The 18,980-nt window shown below is 34.6% G+C and carries 18 protein-coding genes and 1 other RNA gene; 11 read left to right on the top strand and 8 right to left on the bottom strand.

The features are described 5' to 3' along the window. Positions 1–37 precede the first annotated feature (37 nt). The gene (locus tag HGO49_RS03505; RefSeq protein WP_026092670.1) at positions 38–730 is read left to right on the top strand and encodes a thioredoxin domain-containing protein; all 693 of its coding nucleotides are present in this window, start codon (positions 38–40) and stop codon (positions 728–730) included. A 28-nt stretch (positions 731–758) separates the two neighbouring features. Here the strand turns inward: HGO49_RS03505 and HGO49_RS03500 are convergent, their stop codons facing one another. Beyond that, on the bottom strand, positions 759–1,037 hold the full coding sequence (locus tag HGO49_RS03500) for a DUF2671 domain-containing protein (RefSeq protein ID WP_017532317.1): 279 nt from the start codon (positions 1,035–1,037) through the stop codon (positions 759–761). Between the two features lie 250 nt (positions 1,038–1,287). On the opposite strand from HGO49_RS03500, the gene HGO49_RS03495 reads away from it, so the two are divergent. Then, the gene (locus HGO49_RS03495) at positions 1,288–1,965 is read left to right on the top strand and encodes an O-methyltransferase (RefSeq protein ID WP_006013497.1); all 678 of its coding nucleotides are present in this window, start codon (positions 1,288–1,290) and stop codon (positions 1,963–1,965) included. Here the strand turns inward: HGO49_RS03495 and HGO49_RS03490 are convergent. After that, positions 1,937–2,590 carry a glutathione S-transferase family protein gene (locus HGO49_RS03490; protein WP_006013494.1) on the bottom strand — a complete coding sequence of 218 codons (654 nt, stop codon included), beginning with the start codon at positions 2,588–2,590 and terminating at the stop codon, positions 1,937–1,939. The two genes, HGO49_RS03495 and HGO49_RS03490, sit on opposite strands and share 29 nt — an antisense overlap. Before the next feature lie 226 nt (positions 2,591–2,816). Here HGO49_RS03490 and ffs point away from each other — a divergent pair. The 7 genes from ffs to dnaN all read left to right on the top strand — a co-directional run bounded on the left by ffs (position 2,817) and on the right by dnaN (position 8,693). Continuing rightward, positions 2,817–2,915: signal recognition particle sRNA small type (gene ffs, locus HGO49_RS03485), an RNA gene on the top strand. 16 nt (positions 2,916–2,931) lie between these two features. After that, entirely contained in the window at positions 2,932–4,407 is a 1,476-nt protein-coding gene (gene dnaX / locus HGO49_RS03480) for a DNA polymerase III subunit gamma/tau (RefSeq protein ID WP_017532318.1), read from the top strand. Positions 4,408–4,428: 21 nt separating this feature from the next. Beyond that, entirely contained in the window at positions 4,429–4,743 is a 315-nt protein-coding gene (locus tag HGO49_RS03475) for a YbaB/EbfC family nucleoid-associated protein (RefSeq protein WP_006013488.1), read from the top strand. Positions 4,744–5,079: 336 nt separating this feature from the next. Further along, positions 5,080–5,763: a P44/Msp2 family outer membrane protein gene (locus HGO49_RS03470; RefSeq protein WP_017532319.1), complete on the top strand. Its 684-nt coding sequence runs from the start codon at positions 5,080–5,082 to the stop codon at positions 5,761–5,763. Between the two features lie 283 nt (positions 5,764–6,046). Then, on the top strand, positions 6,047–6,940 hold the full coding sequence (locus tag HGO49_RS03465) for an RNA polymerase factor sigma-32 (RefSeq protein WP_017532320.1): 894 nt from the start codon (positions 6,047–6,049) through the stop codon (positions 6,938–6,940). Further along, complete coding sequence (locus HGO49_RS03460; RefSeq protein WP_017532321.1) at positions 6,933–7,430, top strand: invasion associated locus B family protein; 498 nt, start codon at positions 6,933–6,935, stop codon at positions 7,428–7,430. The genes HGO49_RS03465 and HGO49_RS03460 overlap by 8 nt, the downstream gene beginning before the upstream one ends. 111 nt (positions 7,431–7,541) lie before the next feature. Further along, complete coding sequence (gene dnaN / locus HGO49_RS03455) at positions 7,542–8,693, top strand: DNA polymerase III subunit beta (RefSeq protein ID WP_017532322.1); 1,152 nt, start codon at positions 7,542–7,544, stop codon at positions 8,691–8,693. A gap of 1 nt (position 8,694) precedes the next feature. On the opposite strand, the gene truA is transcribed toward dnaN, so the two are convergent. Continuing rightward, positions 8,695–9,432: a tRNA pseudouridine(38-40) synthase TruA gene (gene truA, locus HGO49_RS03450; protein ID WP_017532323.1), complete on the bottom strand. Its 738-nt coding sequence runs from the start codon at positions 9,430–9,432 to the stop codon at positions 8,695–8,697. Between the two features lie 114 nt (positions 9,433–9,546). Between truA and recA the strand changes: the two genes are divergently transcribed. After that, entirely contained in the window at positions 9,547–10,614 is a 1,068-nt protein-coding gene (gene recA / locus HGO49_RS03445; RefSeq protein ID WP_017532324.1) for a recombinase RecA, read from the top strand. Positions 10,615–10,986: 372 nt separating this feature from the next. On the opposite strand, the gene carB is transcribed toward recA, so the two are convergent. The 3 genes from carB to HGO49_RS03430 form a co-directional block, all read right to left on the bottom strand. Next, a complete protein-coding gene (carB, locus tag HGO49_RS03440; protein WP_017532325.1) occupies positions 10,987–14,214 on the bottom strand; it encodes a carbamoyl-phosphate synthase large subunit in 3,228 nt (1,075 codons plus the stop codon). A gap of 109 nt (positions 14,215–14,323) precedes the next feature. Next, a complete protein-coding gene (locus tag HGO49_RS03435) occupies positions 14,324–15,064 on the bottom strand; it encodes an SDR family NAD(P)-dependent oxidoreductase (protein WP_017532326.1) in 741 nt (246 codons plus the stop codon). Between the two features lie 10 nt (positions 15,065–15,074). Further along, complete coding sequence (locus tag HGO49_RS03430; RefSeq protein WP_026092672.1) at positions 15,075–15,890, bottom strand: YihY/virulence factor BrkB family protein; 816 nt, start codon at positions 15,888–15,890, stop codon at positions 15,075–15,077. Between the two features lie 128 nt (positions 15,891–16,018). On the opposite strand from HGO49_RS03430, the gene HGO49_RS03425 reads away from it, so the two are divergent. Continuing rightward, positions 16,019–16,387: a TrbC/VirB2 family protein gene (locus tag HGO49_RS03425; RefSeq protein WP_017532328.1), complete on the top strand. Its 369-nt coding sequence runs from the start codon at positions 16,019–16,021 to the stop codon at positions 16,385–16,387. 251 nt (positions 16,388–16,638) lie between these two features. On the opposite strand, the gene HGO49_RS03420 is transcribed toward HGO49_RS03425, so the two are convergent. Together HGO49_RS03420 and purF are read right to left on the bottom strand one after the other, a co-directional pair. Beyond that, entirely contained in the window at positions 16,639–16,842 is a 204-nt protein-coding gene (locus HGO49_RS03420) for a hypothetical protein (RefSeq protein ID WP_017532329.1), read from the bottom strand. 583 nt (positions 16,843–17,425) lie between these two features. Beyond that, on the bottom strand, positions 17,426–18,811 hold the full coding sequence (gene purF / locus HGO49_RS03415) for an amidophosphoribosyltransferase (protein ID WP_017532330.1): 1,386 nt from the start codon (positions 18,809–18,811) through the stop codon (positions 17,426–17,428). Between the last annotated feature and the right edge of the window lie 169 nt (positions 18,812–18,980).

The following is an 18,980-nucleotide window of genomic DNA, read 5'->3' as shown; positions in this document are numbered from 1 at the left end:
GCATAAATTTTTTAATAAGTTCAGTATTTCCATTGTAATGATTTTTAGATTATTATTCTTACTTATTTTTATAAGTGTTAGTTCTTATGCAGCTATTGAACAAAACTTACCCAACACTCAAAAAACTGATGAAATAACACCAAAAGAACTACTGTCGCTATTGCCTGATGATAAATTATTAGGAGACCGAAAAGCACCAATTTTAATGATAGAATACGCCTCGCTCACTTGTTATCACTGTTCTCTTTTTCATAAGAAAGTTTTTCCTAAAATCAAAGAGAAGTACATAGATACAGGTAAGATGTTATACATATTCCGTCATTTTCCTCTAGATTACAGAGGATTAAAAGCTGCAATGCTAAGTTATTGTTATGAAAAAGAAGAAGACTATTTTAATTTTAACAAAGCTGTGTTTAATGCAATAGAATCGTGGAACTACTCTAATTTTAGTGATTTAACTATACTACAAAAAATTGCTGCACTAAGCAATTTGAAGCAAGATGTATTTAACCAATGCATTAATGATAAAAAGATGATGGACAAAATTATAAATGATAAATCACTTGCAATTAATAAGCTTGATATCACAGCTACTCCTGTATTCATTATCAAGCTTAACGATGACAAATCATACGTAGAGAATGGTAAAGTCAAACATGAAGGATATAGAGAGCTGGAGTACTTCACTAATGTAATAGATGAGTTATATGGAAAAGCTATAGTGAAGTAATAACACTGTAGCTTACCATATAAAAACCCTATGCTGAATCATTACTTTTTGATACTGTTTGTTGCTTTTTACGCTCAAACTCTCTTTTTTTACTGTGCCAAGCATAATAATACATAGCAATTTTATTCTCTATTAATACTATCGTTCCATCATAAAATTGGACCATATCCATAACTTTTTTCTGAGCTTCGTTAAAGCGTTCTTTGTACTTCTCGCGATAAGCTGGATTGTTCAGTAATTTCACTCCTTCATTATTATTAGACTTCTTGCTTAACGTTTCAACTTCGTTAGCAATGTTATAAGACATATAACCCCCTCTAATTGATTATAAAAATTACATTTTAAGAGAGATGTAAATAAACGATCCCTTAATTCTAGTATAACAATTGGTTATTATACTAGTTAATCATAGTAAAATATATAATAATCTTTGTCACTTAAAATTTTACTTTATAAAATAACAACTTAAAATAAAAAATTTTATTATTCTTAACTCTATTGTTATATTTATAAATCTTATATAGATTAAACCTCCTTAGTTTATATTATAAAACTCAATGCGTCATAACTTTAGCAGAAAATCGTTGTACATAAGAAGCTTATTTGCAAAAGAGTATAAAAAAATAGAAGAACATTGTACTCTTGATAAGAAACAACGTATTCAAATCACTCCTGAAGAAGGAAAATTATTAAATTTATTTATCAAAATCCATAAAGTTAAAAGCATAGTTGAAATTGGCACGTTATATGGTTATTCGTCAATTTGTATGGTAAAAGCTTTACCGAAAGATGGTCATATATATACAATAGAAAATAATCCTCAACACTCAAGAATAGCAAAAAAAAATTTTAGTGCTTTTAATCTAAGTGATAAAATTACTCTAATAGAAGGTGATGCACTGGAAAAAATTAATGAATTATCAGCAAAGGCACCATTTGACATGATATTCATCGATGCTGACAAAAGTAGTTATCCTAAGTATTTAGATTGGGCGGAGTCATACATTAAACAAGACGGGCTAATCGTTGCAGATAACACTCTATTATTTGATACAGTATTTTTAGAATCTCCTCCAAAAGAAGTATCAGAAAAGTCATGGCATGCTATGAGAGAGTTTAACGATAGATTGTCAGATGAAAAAAAATATTTCTCCATATTGATTCCTACTGACGAAGGAATGACTGTAGCTTTAAAACTAACGCAAGTTAAAAATCAAGGTCAGCGTAATGTCTAGGGGGAGTTAAGCCAAAAACTCTCTCTAATAATATTTCGCGAAAACAAGGCCTTGATTTAACAATGGAGTACCATTCTTTTAAAATCTTACTTTTTTCCCATGGGAAACTATTTACGTAGTCTATTATAGAAATATGTGATGCTAAAGTAATATCGGCTAAAGTGAACTTATCGGTTGCAAGCCAAACGTTCTTGTTAATTAAGTGTTCGATGTATTCCATATGGCAAGGCAGGTTATGCTGAGCTGCATGAAGAAATCTAGAGTCAGGGCTGCGGTTAGTAATTACTTTTTCATTCATAATATACTTAGTAACTTCATTGTAAAATTTGCTATCGAACCAATTGATTAAAGCGCGTATTTTAGACTTAATAATAGTTGATGAACCAAGTAATTTGACGTCACTATTGTAAGTCTCTTCTATATATTCACAAATGGCATTACTATCCGCTATTACAAAGTTATTATCTATTAATACTGGTACTTGTCCGATTGGATTGATCTCCATGAATTCATTCCGCTTTTCCCATGGATTTTCATATACCAAATCACAACTCAGCTTTTTTTCCTTGAGAAGAGCTCTAACTTTTCGTGAAAACGGACAAAGAGGAAAATGATATAAAATCATAATATTCCTCTTTTGTTGTCCCAGTACCTGTAGGTTGTCATGCACTGGGATGACATAAATAAACGATGAAATGGCATAAATAAACATTGGAGTGACAATCTTATAATAACTTGCATAACAACTAACTTTTTGTTTATTTGAAAGTAACAGTGTACGAAATTTAACATATCAAGCTATCGAGTTGATATAGAATATACCTTGCTAAATAAAAAAAAAAGTATAACCTTTTATAAGGTATGCAGGCAAAAATTCTGTAACTTGGTCAGGTCAGAAATGAAGCAACCATATCAGAATCTTTTTGGGTTGCATACCTATTTGTACTATTTGTTTTATTCTAGGCTATGAACATAGCATTAAAATATCGTCCTAGTAGCTTTAAAGATTTAGTAGGTCAAGATATATTGGTGCGTATATTAAAAAACGCTTTTACTCTTAACAAAATTCCACAATCTATACTGCTTTCTGGCAGTAGTGGGATTGGTAAAACTACCACTGCAAGAATAATAGCTTTGTGTTTGAACTGTTCATTGGGGCCAACTTTTGAACCTTGTGGATTATGTGCAAATTGTCTGGCGATAAAAAATTCAAGTCATCCAGATGTAGTTGAAATCGATGCGGCAAGTCACACTAGCGTTGAGGACGTTAGAGTGATCTTAGGAGATATTTGTTATTTACCCATAAGTTCTAAATTCAAAGTTTACATTATAGATGAAGTACACATGTTATCTAGCAGTGCATTTAATGCATTACTTAAAACTCTAGAAGAACCACCATCTAGCGTAAAGTTTATTCTGGCAACTACAGAAATAAAAAAGATACCAATAACTATTATTGCACGTTGTCAAAGGTTTGACTTACATAACATTCCTGCAGCTAAGATAGTGGAACGTTTAAATGATATTGCACAAAAAGAAAATTATTTTCTTGAAAAAGAAGCATCGGAATTAATTGCTCACCACTGCAATCATTCAATGCGTAACGCTTTATTTTTGATGAATCAAGCAGTGCTATATAGCAAAGATGGTACAATATCCACTCAAAGTGTTACAGACATACTTGGTCTAGTAGATAGAAACGTTATATTTGACCTACTGGAAGCAGTATTAGATAGTGATTTACAGAAGGCTTTGTCAGTATTCGACAATGTGGTAAAAACAGCAAATCCGCTCAATATTTTTGAAGATCTGCTGCAAACAATTCAGTTAATATGCCGTTTTTTAATTACAAAAGAGATTGATACAGAATATGAGAAGAGCAGAGTAAAAGATTTGAGTGCAAAGAAGTCTTTAATATTTTTTTCGAGATTGTGGAAGGTGTTGCTTAAGGGTATTCAAGATATAAAGGTTTCAACATGCAATGAGGTTGCTGCTGAAATGATGTTAATTAGCCTTTGTTATCTTTCTGATCTCCCTTCTCCGGAACAGGTGATTAAGAAAGTTCTTTCGCAGAGTATACAGAAGGGAAATACGCATAATATAGGAAATAAACAGCAACAAAATTATGATTTTGACAAAGTTTTGCAATTATTAAGGCAGGGTAACCAAATTTATCTTTACAAACAACTGTGTAGTAATCTACAGTTAATAGATTGTAAACTTGGGTATTTAAAATTAAAAGCTGTATCTAATTTGAATAGCAATTTTTGTAATGATTTGAAAAATTACTTAAATCAAGCTACTAATCAGGAGTGGGTTATTATAGTTGATACGAGTTATATGAATAGGGAAGTGAGTAATTTAAATTATGCACCTGTAGTTAAGGATATATTAAATACGTTTAAAGGTGCAAAGGTAGTTAATATAGAAAATAAGGAGTAGGTTGTGGATTTCAGTCAAATAATGAAGCAAGCGCAAGAAATGCAAAAAAAGCTTGCGGAAGCCCAAGAAAAATATATTGGAAAAGAGTTTCAAGGTATTTCTGGTGGTGGCAAAGTTTCTGTATTAGTGGAAGTTATAAAAATAGGTGGCTATAAAGCTAAAAAGGTAAACATAGACTTAGAGCTTATGAGAAATGAAGAAAAAGACATAGTAGAAGATTTAGTGACAGCAGCGTTTAATGATGCCATTAAAAAAGCAGAAGAAGATATGGCAAATGCAACCTCTGATCTTGCAGGTATGATGGGGTTACCACCTGGATTTAAACTTCCTTTTTAAATTTACTACTGAAGTTTGCCTTAATGCAGTAACTAAGTGTTTTCCTTTTATACTAGTACTCCCATGAAGTACATTCATATTACTGCATGAATATGCAGCAATTCACAATGATGAATGCAGATCAGAAGATAAAAAGACATTAGTGAAATAGGTGTCAGAAGATCAAGAGTAAAAAAAGTAGAGTAACTCTATTTATTAATTAATAAAATCTTTGTATTTTCCTAAAAGTTAGTTAAGATAAAGAAGGTTTTGTGTTATTAAGTTAGCACTTGACTTAACTTTAGTTATTATTTAGACTGCTAGAGTGGAATTTTAATTTTTTTAACGAGGGCAATTATGCATTATAAAAAGTTTTTTTCGGCAGCTGCTTTAGTGACGTTGCTAAGCCTATCAAACTCTGCTTTTTCATCAGATCCTATTGGTCCAATAAGTGATGAAGAAACTAGCTACTACGTTCGTTTACAATACAACGGTGAAATTTTACCTTTTTATACAAAAGTTGATGGTATTACAAATGCAACAGGTAAAGAAAAGGATAGTCCCTTAACAAGATCTTTTATAGCTGGTGGTGGTGCATTTGGTTATAAAATGGATGACATTAGAGTTGATGTTGAAGGGCTTTACTCAAAATTGGCTAAAGATACAGATGTAGTAAATACTTCTGAAACAAATGTTGCAGACAGTTTAACAGCATTTTCAGGATTGGTTAACGTTTATTACGATATAGCGATTGAAGATATGCCTATCACTCCATACGTTGGTGTTGGTATTGGTGCAGCATATATCAGCAATCCTTCAAAAGCTGATGTAGTTAAAGATCAAAAAGGATTTGGTTTTGCTTATCAAGCAAAAGCTGGTGTTAGCTATGATGTAACTCCAGAAATCAAACTCTTTGCTGGAGCTCGTTACTTCGGTTCTTATGGTGCTAGTTTTGATAAGGCAGCTAAGGATGATACTGGTATCAAAAATGTTGTTTACAGCACTGTTGGTGCAGAGGCTGGAGTAGCGTTTAATTTCTAGTCTATCTTTGTCTTATTCTCCCAGTGGGTTTTTCTTGTCATTCAAGTAGCATGACACTGGGATCTAGAAAAAAGAAATGTGAATTCCAGTGTTTGAGCACTGGAATAACACATTATTTATCTAATGTAGTTTTTATCGTTACACGCTGGCAATTTTAATTCTACATTTAGGTAGCTGTTGTTAAGATCTCAACTAGATATAAAGTTATGCTTTTTTAATTAAAGCTTGAATTTTTCACTGAAAATCAATATATTATATGTACAGAGTTTTAATTTAAGTTATTATGTTGACCCCAGTAGCAAATTTATGTGTTAATAGTAGCACTAATCTCATGCAATATATTGCTGAAGTGCGAAAATTTCCTATGCTTTCCCATGAAGAGGAAGTGCGATTAGCAAAAAATTGGCAAGAGTACCAAGATATTTCTTCTGCTCACAGGTTGATTACTAGCCATTTGAATTTGGTAGTAAAAATTGCAATGAAATTTAAGAATTACGGTCTATTGTTGATGGACCTGGTCATGGAAGGAAATATGGGGTTAATGCATGCAGTGAAAAAGTTCAATCCTGACTTGGGATTTCGTTTTTCAACTTATGCAGTATGGTGGATTGAAGCTTCAATGAAAGACTTTATATTAAAATCTTGGTCACTTGTAAAAATAGGTACAACGCAAGCACAAAGGAGATTGTTTTTTAGTTTACGTAAAATAAAAAAAAGAATTTTACAATACACAAACAGAGAAACTTTGAGTAAAGAAGAAATAAAAGCAATATCAAATGAGCTTTCTGTATCTGAAGAAGATGTTGTACAGATGAGCTATCGTCTGGCTTGTAAGGATCAGTCGTTAAATAATTGTATAAAAATAGGTGATGACTCTAAAAAGGAGTTACAAGATATGATTCCGTGTAATTTAGTTGGTCAAGAAGTAGCTTACCAGAATCGTGAAGAAAAGGCATTAAAAGAAACAATTTTAAGCAATGCGCTGGCAAGTCTTAATGAAAGATCAAGAGACATTTTCATTAGCAGATATTTATCTGAAAGCACTCAGACTTTGGATGAGCTTAGCAAAAAATATTGTGTTTCAAGAGAAAGAATAAGACAGTTGGCTGAGCAGGCGATGAGTAAGGTAAAACAATATATAAAATCAGAGAGTTTGAAACTTGGTTTACATGCGTAGTCTTTTTATATTTCTAATATTTTTTTCAATAGGTACTCTTGCATCGGTTAGTAACGTACAACTGAACGAAAAATATAAAGATTGGCTTGTGTATACTGCATTGGAAGATGGTGAAAAAGTGTGTTACATTGTATCTCATCCTAAGAAAAAAAGTGAACATTATACAGCCGACCGCAAGCCGTATGTAATGGTCAGTTACGTTGATAAAAAAGCAGATGAGGTGAGCGTCACTTCTGGCTTTCAGTATAATAATGAGCCTGTAGTTCTCAATATTGATAAAAAAATTAAATATCAATTGCCAATAATACAAGGAAGTTTTGCGTGGACAGATGATACAAAAATGGACCAAGATTTGATTCTAAAAATGAAGCAGGGATTATCAATGGTAGTTAATGGAAAAGTAAAAACAGCAAATGTTGATGATACTTATTCCTTGCTTGGCTTTCAAAAAGCATATCAAAAAATGCATTACTTATGCCATACAAAGTAAATCATTGATCACTAAAGTATAAGATAGGCTGTTTTGTCTCTCAGACAAAAATATGGATATCACTTTACATAGAATATGAATATCATTTAAAATATATTTTTGAGAATTAATATGTCAAAAATTGTAGATATAGGAATCAAAGAACAAAGTTCTGTGTGTGAACAAATGCGTTTTAGTGTAAGTCGTGCAAGCCTTTTAAATACGCTATCCAGGGTAAGTGGAGTGGTTGAAAGGCGCAACGCGATAGATGTTTTAGCGTGTATAAATATCAAAGCACAATATGGTAGCATAAAATTGAAGGCTACTGATCTTGATATTTCAGTATTTGCCTCACTTGTTGCAGATGTATCAACAGAAGGAGAAGTGAAAATCTCAGCACATACTTTACATGACATAGTGAAGAAGTTGCCAACTGATTTGGATGTCCATTTCGAAATGAATAATCAAGGAAAATTATTGATATCCTGTGGAAATGCAAATTTTTCTTTACCAAATGTAGTGTCAAATAACTTTCCTGTCCTTGAAGAAGGTGATCATCAATATGATTTCACTCTACTAAGTGCAGATTTGGTAGACTTATTGACTAAAACAAAGTTTGCTGTGTCGCTAGATGATACAAGGTATAATTTAAATGGGATATATCTGCATACAGATGAGCAGTTTTTGTATTGTGTTGCAACCGACGGTCATCGTTTATCATGTATAAAGAGGCCTAAATCTGAAGATATCAACGGAGAATTTGGGGTGATCATTCCACGTAAAACTATCATGGAACTGTTGAAAGTATTGGGTGATTGTAATGAGATAAATATAAAACTTTCAGATAGAAAAATCAAATTTACATGTGGTGAGTATATTCTAATATCAAAATTGATAGATGGGACTTTTCCAGATTACAAAGCCGTTATTCCAATGTCTCAAGATAAACAAATGATTGTTGAGAGTAGCAAACTTGCTAGTGTTATAGACCGAGTTTCTGTTGTTGTGTCCGATAAAATAAAATCAATTAAATTTTCATTGCAAGAGAATTTATTAACTCTACATTCAAATTCCCAAGAGTGCAGTGATGCGACTGAGTCTATAGAGGTGGATTACGATGGAGCTCTTATGGAAGTAGGATTTAATTCTCGTTATTTGCTTGATGCTTTATCTTGTATAAAAAACAAATGTAAAGTCAGCTTATCAGATGGTAATAGCGCTACAATTATCACTGATGAAGATGATCCAAGTGCACTATATATAGTAATGCCAATGAGGACTTAAGCTAGTAATCTATCTTTACTAAGTATAAGCCGTGAGACGGCGCAGTGACCCCAGCGGCGTTTCTTTTACATTGACTTAATATGTTTAGCATTTCTTGTGGATTAGTTCTATTTTTTCCAAATTCAACTAAAGTACCAACAATAATCCTCACCTGGTTATGTAAAAAGGAAATCGCAGATATTTTGATGTATATGTGACTTCCGTCTTGTACTATATCAATATCATCGATTGTTCTGACCGGATTTGTAGCTTGACAGTCTTTTGAGCGGAAACTTGAAAGATTATGTTTTCCAAGCAGATATTTAGCAGCTCCACGCATGACATTTACGTCAAGTGGGTTAAGTACCCGCCACACATAACCAGTTTCGAGAGCTGCAGGGGCATAGCGATTAATTATTCTGTATTCATAGTGTCTTTTTTTTGCTGAGAATCGTGCATGAAACGCATCATCTACAATTTCTGCATCGAGTACGACTATAGGAATCGATTTTAAATGATAATTTGTTGCGTCTCTCACCCTATAGAGCTCAAATTTTCTTTCCATATCAAAGTGAGCAACTTGTCCTAAAGCATGAACCCCTGCATCAGTTCTGCCACCACAATGCAAAGAGACTCTCTCGCCACTGAAATTAAATATAGCGTTTTCTATGGTTTCCTGAATTGAGTTAGCAGAGTGTTGTTGCTTTTGCCAGCCAGAGAAACCACTACCATTGTATTCTATCGTTATTTTGTATCGCACTACAAAGTCTATCTATCTAATTTTAGGTAACTAACGTTCTTCGTTATTAAAAAACCCTTGGCAGATTGGTTGCGTTCAATTACCATGAAGACTATACAAGTTAATAAATGATCCATGGCACATAATCCAGAAGAAAGAAATAATGATAAGCAAAAAGCACTAGATAATGCAATAAGTCAAATTGAAAAAGCATTCGGTAAAGGTGCAATAATGAAGCTGAAGCAAAATCCTGTAGAAAAAATAGACACAATATCTACAGGGTCGATTGCACTTGATTCAGCTCTGGGTGTTGGGGGATTGCCAAAAGGACGTATAATTGAGATATTTGGCCCTGAGAGTTCTGGTAAAACTACTCTTGCTTTGCATGTAATTGCTGAAGCACAGAAAAAAGGAGGATTATGTGCATTTATCGATGCGGAGCACGCACTGGATGTTATATATGCTCGTAAACTTGGAGTAAACACCGATGATTTGGTGATTTCACAACCAGACACTGGGGAACAAGCGTTACATATCGTTGAGTATTTAGTATGTTCTGGTGCAGTTGATGTGATAGTCATTGACTCTGTTGCAGCATTAACTCCAAGAGCTGAAATTGAAGGAGATATGGGCGACCAGCACATGGGACTACAAGCAAGACTTCTAAGTCATGGGCTACGAAAGCTCACCTCTGCAGTTTCAAAAGCAAACTGTATATTGATATTTATTAACCAAATTCGTATGAAAATAGGAGTAGTATATGGAAATCCTGAAACTACCACCGGTGGGAATGCGTTAAAATTCTATACTTCTATAAGACTTGATATAAGAAAAATTGGTGCGATAAAGGATAAGGAGAATATTACGGGTAATGAAACGAGAGTTAAAGTTGTAAAAAATAAAGTTGCTCCTCCGTTTAGAGAGGCAAAATTTGATATAATGTACAATGAAGGCATATCAAAACTTGGAGAAATAATAGATATAGGAGCAAAACTTGGTGTACTTGAAAAGGCAGGTGCTTATTATTCATATAACAATACACGTCTTGGACAAGGAAGAGAAAATGTAAAAAGCTACCTCAAGGCAAACAAAGAAATTGCAAATGAAATAGAAACAAAAATCAGAGATTTATTTAAAAATCACGATGATTCTATTGCAATAGAAGAGGAACGCGAACAACTTCTAGAAGAATCAGTGTTCTAATCTAGAGTATCTGTTCAGCAGAGTAGCAAAATAAAATAGGCAAAAACATAGGAACAAATGGTGTCGTGAAAGTAGATGATACTAAAGAGGCTATTTGAATGACAAACTAGAAAGAAATAGGTGTCATGCCAGTGCCTAGACACTGGCATCCAGTTAAATTTACAGAGCATAATGGTTTCCAGTGTCAATTACTTGAATGACAGCGTTTTGATACATGATCAGAATTCCTAGATCCCAGTGTCAGCTACTCGAATGATATTATGGAAGCTGCAACGACAAGAAGAAGGACTGGTTTTATATATTTACACATTCCCTCTTAGCTTACACGATCCTCATTTTGAAATAAGTAATAATTTATTATAGTCTTGATATTTAAACGTTTTGTATCTGCTGTAATGATTTCACTTCCAATTTGCTATTCTTTACATATTGAATTGCAAGCGCTAACGCTTTACTCCCAGAAGCTGTGGTGCTATAAGCTATATTTTGCAAAATAGCAGTTCTCCTGATATCTTTGCTGTCTGAGACTGACTTTACACCTTTTGAGGTATTGATCACTAGATTTATTTTTCCATCTTTGAGCATATCAACTATGTGGGGTCTGCCTTCTCTCACTTTATTTACAGCTTTTGCAGCAATGCCGTTATTGTTCAGATACGAAGCTGTGCCTTTGGTGGCATATATTTCAAAACTCAGTTCTTTCAACATTCGTGCAACAGGCAATATATACTCTTTATCATCATCTTTTACTGAAACCAGAGCTGTTCCTTCTGTTGGTAACTTGTATCCTGCAGCCATGTGCGTTTTTGCAAGTGCAGCTTCAAATGATGAGTCAATTCCCATCACTTCTCCTGTTGATTTCATTTCAGGACCAAGTAGAGTATCAATTCCCGAAAAACGCGTGAATGGAAAAACAGCAGCTTTAACTGCAAAATGATTGAAAGGCTTGTTTTCCTGATTCAAATTTTTACCCAAAATAACCTGAGTGGCAAGCTTTGCAACAGGAATGTTGATTACCTTGGAAATGAAAGGAACTGTACGGCTAGCCCTTAAATTCACTTCAAGTATGTATACATCACTCTCTTGAACAGCAAACTGAATGTTTATCAGACCTTTCACTTTTAATGCTAATGCTATTCTTTCAGTTTGGAGCTCGATCTCTTTTATTACTTCGTCACTCAATGTATTTGTCGGTATTGAGCATGTTGAATCGCCAGAGTGGATACCAGCTTCTTCAATGTGCTCCATGACCGCTGCAATGAAAACTTTTTTCCCATCACATACAGCATCAACGTCAACCTCAACTGCATTGACTAAAAATTTATCAAGAAGCAGCGATCCGTGTTCAAAAATTTTGGTTTGATTCAAGACATACTCCTTAAAGCTCTGAGTATCGTGTCTAATCGACATAGACTGACCGCCGAGGACATATGATGGCCTGACTACTAGTGGAAACCCCACCTTTTCTGCGTTGGTTAACGCTTCTTCTACTGAATGGCAGATAGAATTTTCAGGTTGTTTTAAATTAAGTTGCAAAGCAAGATTTTTAAATCTCATGCGATCTTCTGCAAGGTCAATAGAATCAAACGAAGTTCCCAGAATTTTGAAACCTCTCTCGTTAAGCACTTTGGCTAACTTTAAAGGCGTTTGCCCGCCGATTTGAACTATTACACCAACCAGTGTGCCATTTTCTTGCTCTTTGCTTAGTATTTCAAGCACATCCTCTGCAATCAGTGGGGCGAAATATAAACGATCAGCGGTATCGTAGTCAGTTGAGACGGTTTCTGGATTACAGTTAATCATTATTGTTTCATATCCCATTTCTTTGGCGGCAGAAGCTGCATGTACGCATGCATAATCAAACTCAATACCCTGACCAATGCGGTTTGGACCACTTCCTAAAATGACAACCTTTTCCCGGTCAGAAACATCTGCTTCGCATTCTGTCCTATTTATAATTTCTCCCTCATAACAGCCATACATATAAGCAGTGCTCGATTCAAATTCAGCTGCACAGGTATCTACACGCTTATAAACTGGATTAACATCAAATTTTTTCCTTATTGCTTCAATTTGTTCTACTTTCTTATTGCTTAATTTTGCCAATCTTGCATCTGAAAATCCCATTTTTTTCAGCTCTAACATTTCATATGCAGTTCCAGGAAGGCCATTTTCCTTGATTTTTTGTTCAGCTAATATAATTTGCTGTATATTCTGCAAAAACCATAAGTCATATCCTGTAATCGAATTTATTTCTTCTATGCTAATTCCGTGGCGCATTGCGTCAGCAGCAATCAGCAATCTGTTTGGCAGCAATTTTGCTAATTGAGATCTGATGTGATCAATATCAGTATTTTCAGGAAATACTTCATCAAGTCCTGTAAGATCAGTTTCAAGTGAACGAAAAGCTTTCTGCAGTGACTCATTAAAAGTGCGGCCGATCGACATTACTTCCCCCACTGATTTCATGGAAGTTGATAGTTCACAATTCGTCCCCTTAAATTTCTCAAACTCAAATCGAGGAATTTTAGTGACGATATAATCAATCACTGATTCGAATGCCGCTGGTATTATTGGAGCGCAGTCGTTACGTATTTCATCGAGCGAATAGCCAATAGCCAGTTTAGTTACAACTTTTGCAATAGGATAGCCTGTTGCTTTCGAAGCAAGTGCAGAAGAGCGAGAAACCCTTGGATTCATTTCAATTACAACGAGGCTTCCATCTTCTTTAGGATTCACTGCAAACTGCACATTTGCACCACCGGCGCTAACATCAATTTCCCTCAGCACTGCTATAGATGCATTTCTCATTTGTTGATATTCAGCATCACGCAGAGTCAAAGCAGGAGCAACTGTGATACTATCTCCGGTGTGCACTCCCATTGGATCAACATTTTCTATTGAACACACTATTATACAGTTATCCTTGCAGTCACGGATAACTTCCATTTCATATTCCTTCCAGCCGATAATTGATTCATCTATCTGAACTTCATTTATTGGTGAAATTTTGAGAGCACTTTCTGCGATATTGAAAAACTCCTCTTTATTGTATGCTATGCCACTACCTGCGCCACCAAGAGTGAATGATGAACGGATGATAGCTGGTAATCCAATGTAATCCAAAGCCTTTTTTATTTGTTCTTGATTTTTTATAATGATACTTTTGGGGTATTTTAGCCCTATTTTATCCATAGATTGGCGAAATAATTCTCTATCTTCCGCTTTTTTTATTGCTTCTCTATTTACTCCTATTAATTCGACGTTGTATTTGTCTAACACTCCATCATCTGCAAGTTTTATTGCACAATTAAGTGCTGTTTGCCCTCCCATTGTTGGTAATATTGCGTCTGGCCTCTCCTTAATTATAATTTTCTCTATGATTTCAGGTAGCACCGGCTCAATATAAGTTGCATCAGAGAATTCAGGATCTGTCATTATAGTTGCAGGGTTGGAGTTAACCAAAATGACTTTATAACCTTCACTTTTTAATACTTTACAGCTTTGCGTTCCGGAATAATCAAACTCGCATGCCTGACCTATAACTATTGGGCCTGCTCCTATTACTAATATAGATTCTATATCTGTGCGTTTTGGCATAATTACAATAACAGTTTCTATTCAAAGTAATGTTACCAGTCTTTCCTGTATATGTGAATTTTTATTGAGTTCAGACTAAGAACTATAGGTAATTAAAAAGTGTACAAACTTATTCAAGAGATTTACTTAATGGCAAGATTTGTCCTGATATACTGCAGTCATCAGAAGCCAACTCTACGAATTTATTTGTTAACTTCTCAGGCGATACTAATTCAGATATATCTTTCCCCGAAAATGCTTGCTTATACATTTCACTATCGATAGGCCCTTCCGAATACACGGCATTTATGCATAAGTTCGTATGCTTTGTCTCAGATGCATATATCTTCACCATTGCTTCTAGTGCAGTTTTACTTGCAGCATACGGCATCCAATATGGATAAGAGGAAGGAGAAAGTGTTATCTCTGAGGTCATGAATATCGCTCTTCCAGCATTAGACTTTTTTAGTATTGGACCCAAATTTTTTAGCAAGTACCAACTGGCAGTAAAATTTGTATTCATTACGTTCTGTAGATCTTCAAGCTCACAATCATGAACAGAGCTCAACTTACCTAAAATTTCAGTGCATGTAATCAGTATATCAAGTGTTCCAGATTCTGATAATTTTGGGCTTTCTATCATATTTGCCAGTTTTTCTACGTTTTCAAAGTCTAAAAGATCAAGCTGAATTAGTTTCACAGAGCCTTCTTTAAGCTCTTCAATTTCATTATATAGTGGCTTGAGATTATCAAGAGATCTGGAAATCAGAATTACACATGCACCTTCTTTTACAAATCTTTTTGCAACAGAAGAGCCTATTCCACCTGAAGCTCCGGTAATTAAAGCTATTTTACCTTCTAACTTACCCATTTCTTTCTCTTTAGCAAGATTTATTGAAATATTTTAGCTGAAAATTAAATTTTGCTCCATATATAAAAATCAAACTTAACACATAAAAAAATAGTAACGATACTACCACACCACCTAAACTTCCATATATCAAATTCAGTTGGTCAAAGGAAGCTTTTAAGTACTGCTTGAAAGCTGAAGCAGAGATCGTCCAAAGAATAACAGCCAAACAAGATCCGGGGAATACGTCTGATAAGCTTTGTTTTATGTTTGGCAATGTAAAATACATCCAAGATACTATAGTAAAAAGTACAAACTCGATAAGTAAATATCTAGTATAACTTAGCCCTTGGTAAGAAAAATCAATTAACATTGGCACTAATGTAAAAAATACTATAGTCAGAGTTGTAACAAGCGTAATTACTAAAAATTGTAATATACTGAGCACCCTTCTCCATATATAAGGCGATGAAACTGGAACTTTATAGGCCTTATTGAGTATCGTTCTAAATCCTTCAATTGTCGATGAGGCAGTCCAAACAGCGCCTACAATTGCTAAGGTTAATAAGCTTTGCGGAGGGCCTGATATTATCTCCCTAATACGTGGCATCAAAGATGATAAAATATCCTGTGGCATGTTATCAATAATAAATGCCCAGCCGACATTGTATTGATCTAAGAAATTTGCGAACGTTGATGCCATGGCTATTAAAACAATAAGAAAAGGAAATATTGATAACAGGATTAAAAATGATAGATACCCTGCGTGCTCCACTCCATCATTATAAATTGTGTCAATTAAAGCACGATAAAGGCAATAAACGATACTATAAAATTGCTGTAGCACTTGTAATATAAATAAACTAAGAAAAGTATTCTAAATGAAATAAAGCATACTTTTAAGCAAAAAATCCTCACCATTTACTTAAATTTAATCAAAATGATAGATAATCCAGCGTTAAATACGGAGGCATAATGAAAAACTTTCTTCTACTTGTAGCTTTAATTCTTTCCTTTGCGTTTGATGTACATGCTGATGAAACATCAGCAGTGATATGTAAAATAGTGGACTATACTCAAGGTATAGGTGGGCCAATGATCACGGTAGTGATAATAGGTGCAGCATTGCTTGCAATATTTGGCAGAATGCCATGGCCAGCACTCTTTGCACTCGGCGCATTCACTGCTGTGTTTTTTGGTGCACCCAAAATTGTAAACGTGATAGCACCAGGTGTAGCAGGAGCTTGCATGAGTTGTCCTAGTGGTCAGGAAATGTACGGTAGTACATGTGTTGCAAAATGTCCTCAAGGTAAACGACGTGATGGAAACGGGAGTTGTGTTTAGTGATTTGAGACAGTAGAGTAAAAATAGTGCTTTCTTTTAAGCACTATTTTTACATTATAACATAAATCTTTGTTGAGATTCTCTTCACTTGAAAGTGGCTAAAATGGCCACTTTCAGTATCTATAATTACCTAATAAATTCTCTTTCTGTAACCATATCAGTTAAAGTTTGGATCCAGTATTACGCGCTGCCTTTGTGTTTGCATAACTGCACGAACTTGTGATTAAGGGCAATTTTCGCCATGAGGGGTGTTATTCGAGTAGCCCCTTTCCTGTCATTCCAGTAACTGACACTGGGATCCAGCCTTTACTTACCAACAAAAACTTAGCATAACTTTCATGCTCAAAAAATCCCTGGATTCCAACATCAAGTGCTGGAATGATACCGTCATACCTGTTGGAGTATGGATGTAACCTTACCCACACTCCTGTCATCCCAGTACCTTTACTTTTCATTCAAGTAGCTGACACTGATTCCTTTATGATGTTGTCATCCGAGTAGCTGACACTGAGATCCAATTTGCTCACAAGCAAACTAGCATAGAAAGTGGTACAACGTTTTCGATGAGATTGCAGAAAGGCTGGATTCCAGCATCAAGTGCTGGAATGACATCTCTATAGGACTCCTCACTAATCCAAAATATTAAAAAATTTACCAGGCGAAAAAAAGGCAAAAGAATCCCCGTATAGCGAGTTTTGACCCTATAATAATGTAAATTGGCGTTGTAATAATGTGATAACGCTTAAAATAAGCGCGTTTTGGCTGAATGTAGAAAAAATAAAAAAGACATGCAGCCACTATAATTTTTGTGTAATTTGCCAATAAATATCTGAGTTTTTTTACTGAATTTTGTGATTGAGCCTGCAGGTCAAAAATAAGGATAAATACTCTTGGTGCCATAGTAAAGGGAATGACGAAATTTGTAAAGTAGTTTTTACTCAAATGACGCCCAGGCAAAAACTATATGGTTATGCAAAAAATCTATTTTTAAAATTGTTAATATAACATAGAAAAAACCTCACCTTCATTAATAATAGATTATTTACCAATTGGGTAGTCACCAGTGAAGCAAGCATCACAATATTGCGGTGTAGCGTTGTTACGTTTTTCTTCTTTAACAGCCCTGTATAGTCCATCAATACTCAAGAAGGCTAGGCTATCCACTCCTATAACTTCCTTAATTTCCTCTACAGATTTATTTGCAGCAATTAAATCTTTGCACTCTGGCGTATCTATTCCATAAAAACAAGAATGCTTAATTGGTGGGCTTGAAATTTTGAGGTGAATTTCTTTTACTCCTGCATCCTTTAACATAACTATTATATTTGTTAATGTACTACCACGCACTATACTATCATCTATTAAAATTATGTTTTTGCCTTTCAAAGTGTGCTTATTAGCATTGAATTTTAATTTTATTCTAACTTTACGTACTTCAGCGGTGGGTTGTATAAAAGTTCTTCCTATGTAATGATTACGAATTATCCCCAGTTCCATAGGTAATCCTGAATGCTTTGCATATCCAATAGCTGTAGGTATTCCAGAATCAGGTATTGGTACAACCATATCTACATTGTTTTTTGGTGGGCTCTCTTCTGCAAGTATTCTTCCTATTTCTTTTCTTATATCATATATGGACCTCTTCTCCATTATGCTGTCTGGTCTCGAGAAGTAAACGTATTCAAAAATACAAAAACTTGATTTTTGCTGTGGGAAAGGAAACATTGAGGCTAGCTTACTATCCGAACTGATGGTAACTAATTCGCCTGGTTCTATTTCTCTAATAAACTCTGCATTTATTATATCAAGAGCACAAGTTTCAGATGCAAGAACGTAAGAACCGTTTAACTTTCCTAAAACAAGAGGCCTGATTCCAGATGGATCACGTACTCCAATAACTACTTCTTGATTGATTGCCACAAAAGAATAAGCACCTTGTATTTGCTTTAATGCATATATAAAACTCTCTAAAAAGCTATCTTTTTCACTGCTTGCTGTCAGATGCACTACTACTTCTGTATCAATATCTGACTGAAAAACGCACTCTTGTTTAATTAATTGTTCGCGTATCGGAGAAATATTAATTAAATTACCATTATGTGCTATGGCAAAATCCCCAAATTTGCCACTTTTGCCAAACATGGGTTGCACTCCAAATTTACTACCACTTGTTGAGTATCGAACATGACCTATTGCACAATCCCCAGGTAAGGATTTCTTTATTTCATCTATATCATCAAATACACTGCTCACTTGGCCTTGAAAGTGATAAGAGTGCAGCTTATCGTTGTTACTGGTTACTACGCCAAAAGACTCTTGACCTCTATGCTGCAAAGCGTGGAGAGCAAGTATAGAGTTAAAAGCAGCACTTTGGTTGTAACTTATGCCAAATACCCCACACTCCTCATGTACTTCATCAAGCATGAAAAATATTAAATAAAGCCTGATTGTACTTTAGTAGAGGCAAAGTACAAGAATTTTATTTGTTAATCCCTTTCAAATTTGAAGCTTGCTACGGTAGTTTTGATGTATACCAGAAAGTAGGTTATACGCAATTAACCAATTTTGAGATTTTCGACAATTTTTTAGCACT

This window comes from Wolbachia endosymbiont of Diaphorina citri, assembly GCF_013096535.2.
In the GTDB taxonomy this organism is placed as follows: domain Bacteria; phylum Pseudomonadota; class Alphaproteobacteria; order Rickettsiales; family Anaplasmataceae; genus Wolbachia.
Note: the sequence above shows the minus strand (reverse complement) of the source record. Positions and strands in the feature narration are given on the sequence as shown.

What these genes read in the sequence shown, in the direction of transcription:
- HGO49_RS03505 (WP_026092670.1), top strand. Translation starts at nt 38, where the DNA reads ATGATTTTTAGATTATTATTCTTACTTATTTTTATAAGTGTTAGTTCT.
- HGO49_RS03500 (WP_017532317.1), bottom strand. Translation starts at nt 1,037, where the DNA reads ATGTCTTATAACATTGCTAACGAAGTTGAAACGTTAAGCAAGAAGTCT.
- HGO49_RS03495 (WP_006013497.1), top strand. Translation starts at nt 1,288, where the DNA reads ATGCGTCATAACTTTAGCAGAAAATCGTTGTACATAAGAAGCTTATTT.
- HGO49_RS03490 (WP_006013494.1), bottom strand. Translation starts at nt 2,590, where the DNA reads ATGATTTTATATCATTTTCCTCTTTGTCCGTTTTCACGAAAAGTTAGA.
- dnaX (WP_017532318.1), top strand. Translation starts at nt 2,932, where the DNA reads ATGAACATAGCATTAAAATATCGTCCTAGTAGCTTTAAAGATTTAGTA.
- HGO49_RS03475 (WP_006013488.1), top strand. Translation starts at nt 4,429, where the DNA reads ATGAAGCAAGCGCAAGAAATGCAAAAAAAGCTTGCGGAAGCCCAAGAA.
- HGO49_RS03470 (WP_017532319.1), top strand. Translation starts at nt 5,080, where the DNA reads ATGCATTATAAAAAGTTTTTTTCGGCAGCTGCTTTAGTGACGTTGCTA.
- HGO49_RS03465 (WP_017532320.1), top strand. Translation starts at nt 6,047, where the DNA reads ATGTTGACCCCAGTAGCAAATTTATGTGTTAATAGTAGCACTAATCTC.
- HGO49_RS03460 (WP_017532321.1), top strand. Translation starts at nt 6,933, where the DNA reads ATGCGTAGTCTTTTTATATTTCTAATATTTTTTTCAATAGGTACTCTT.
- dnaN (WP_017532322.1), top strand. Translation starts at nt 7,542, where the DNA reads ATGTCAAAAATTGTAGATATAGGAATCAAAGAACAAAGTTCTGTGTGT.
- recA (WP_017532324.1), top strand. Translation starts at nt 9,547, where the DNA reads ATGGCACATAATCCAGAAGAAAGAAATAATGATAAGCAAAAAGCACTA.
- carB (WP_017532325.1), bottom strand. Translation starts at nt 14,214, where the DNA reads ATGCCAAAACGCACAGATATAGAATCTATATTAGTAATAGGAGCAGGC.
- HGO49_RS03435 (WP_017532326.1), bottom strand. Translation starts at nt 15,064, where the DNA reads ATGGGTAAGTTAGAAGGTAAAATAGCTTTAATTACCGGAGCTTCAGGT.
- HGO49_RS03425 (WP_017532328.1), top strand. Translation starts at nt 16,019, where the DNA reads ATGAAAAACTTTCTTCTACTTGTAGCTTTAATTCTTTCCTTTGCGTTT.
- HGO49_RS03420 (WP_017532329.1), bottom strand. Translation starts at nt 16,842, where the DNA reads ATGAAAAGTAAAGGTACTGGGATGACAGGAGTGTGGGTAAGGTTACAT.
- purF (WP_017532330.1), bottom strand. Translation starts at nt 18,811, where the DNA reads ATGCTTGATGAAGTACATGAGGAGTGTGGGGTATTTGGCATAAGTTAC.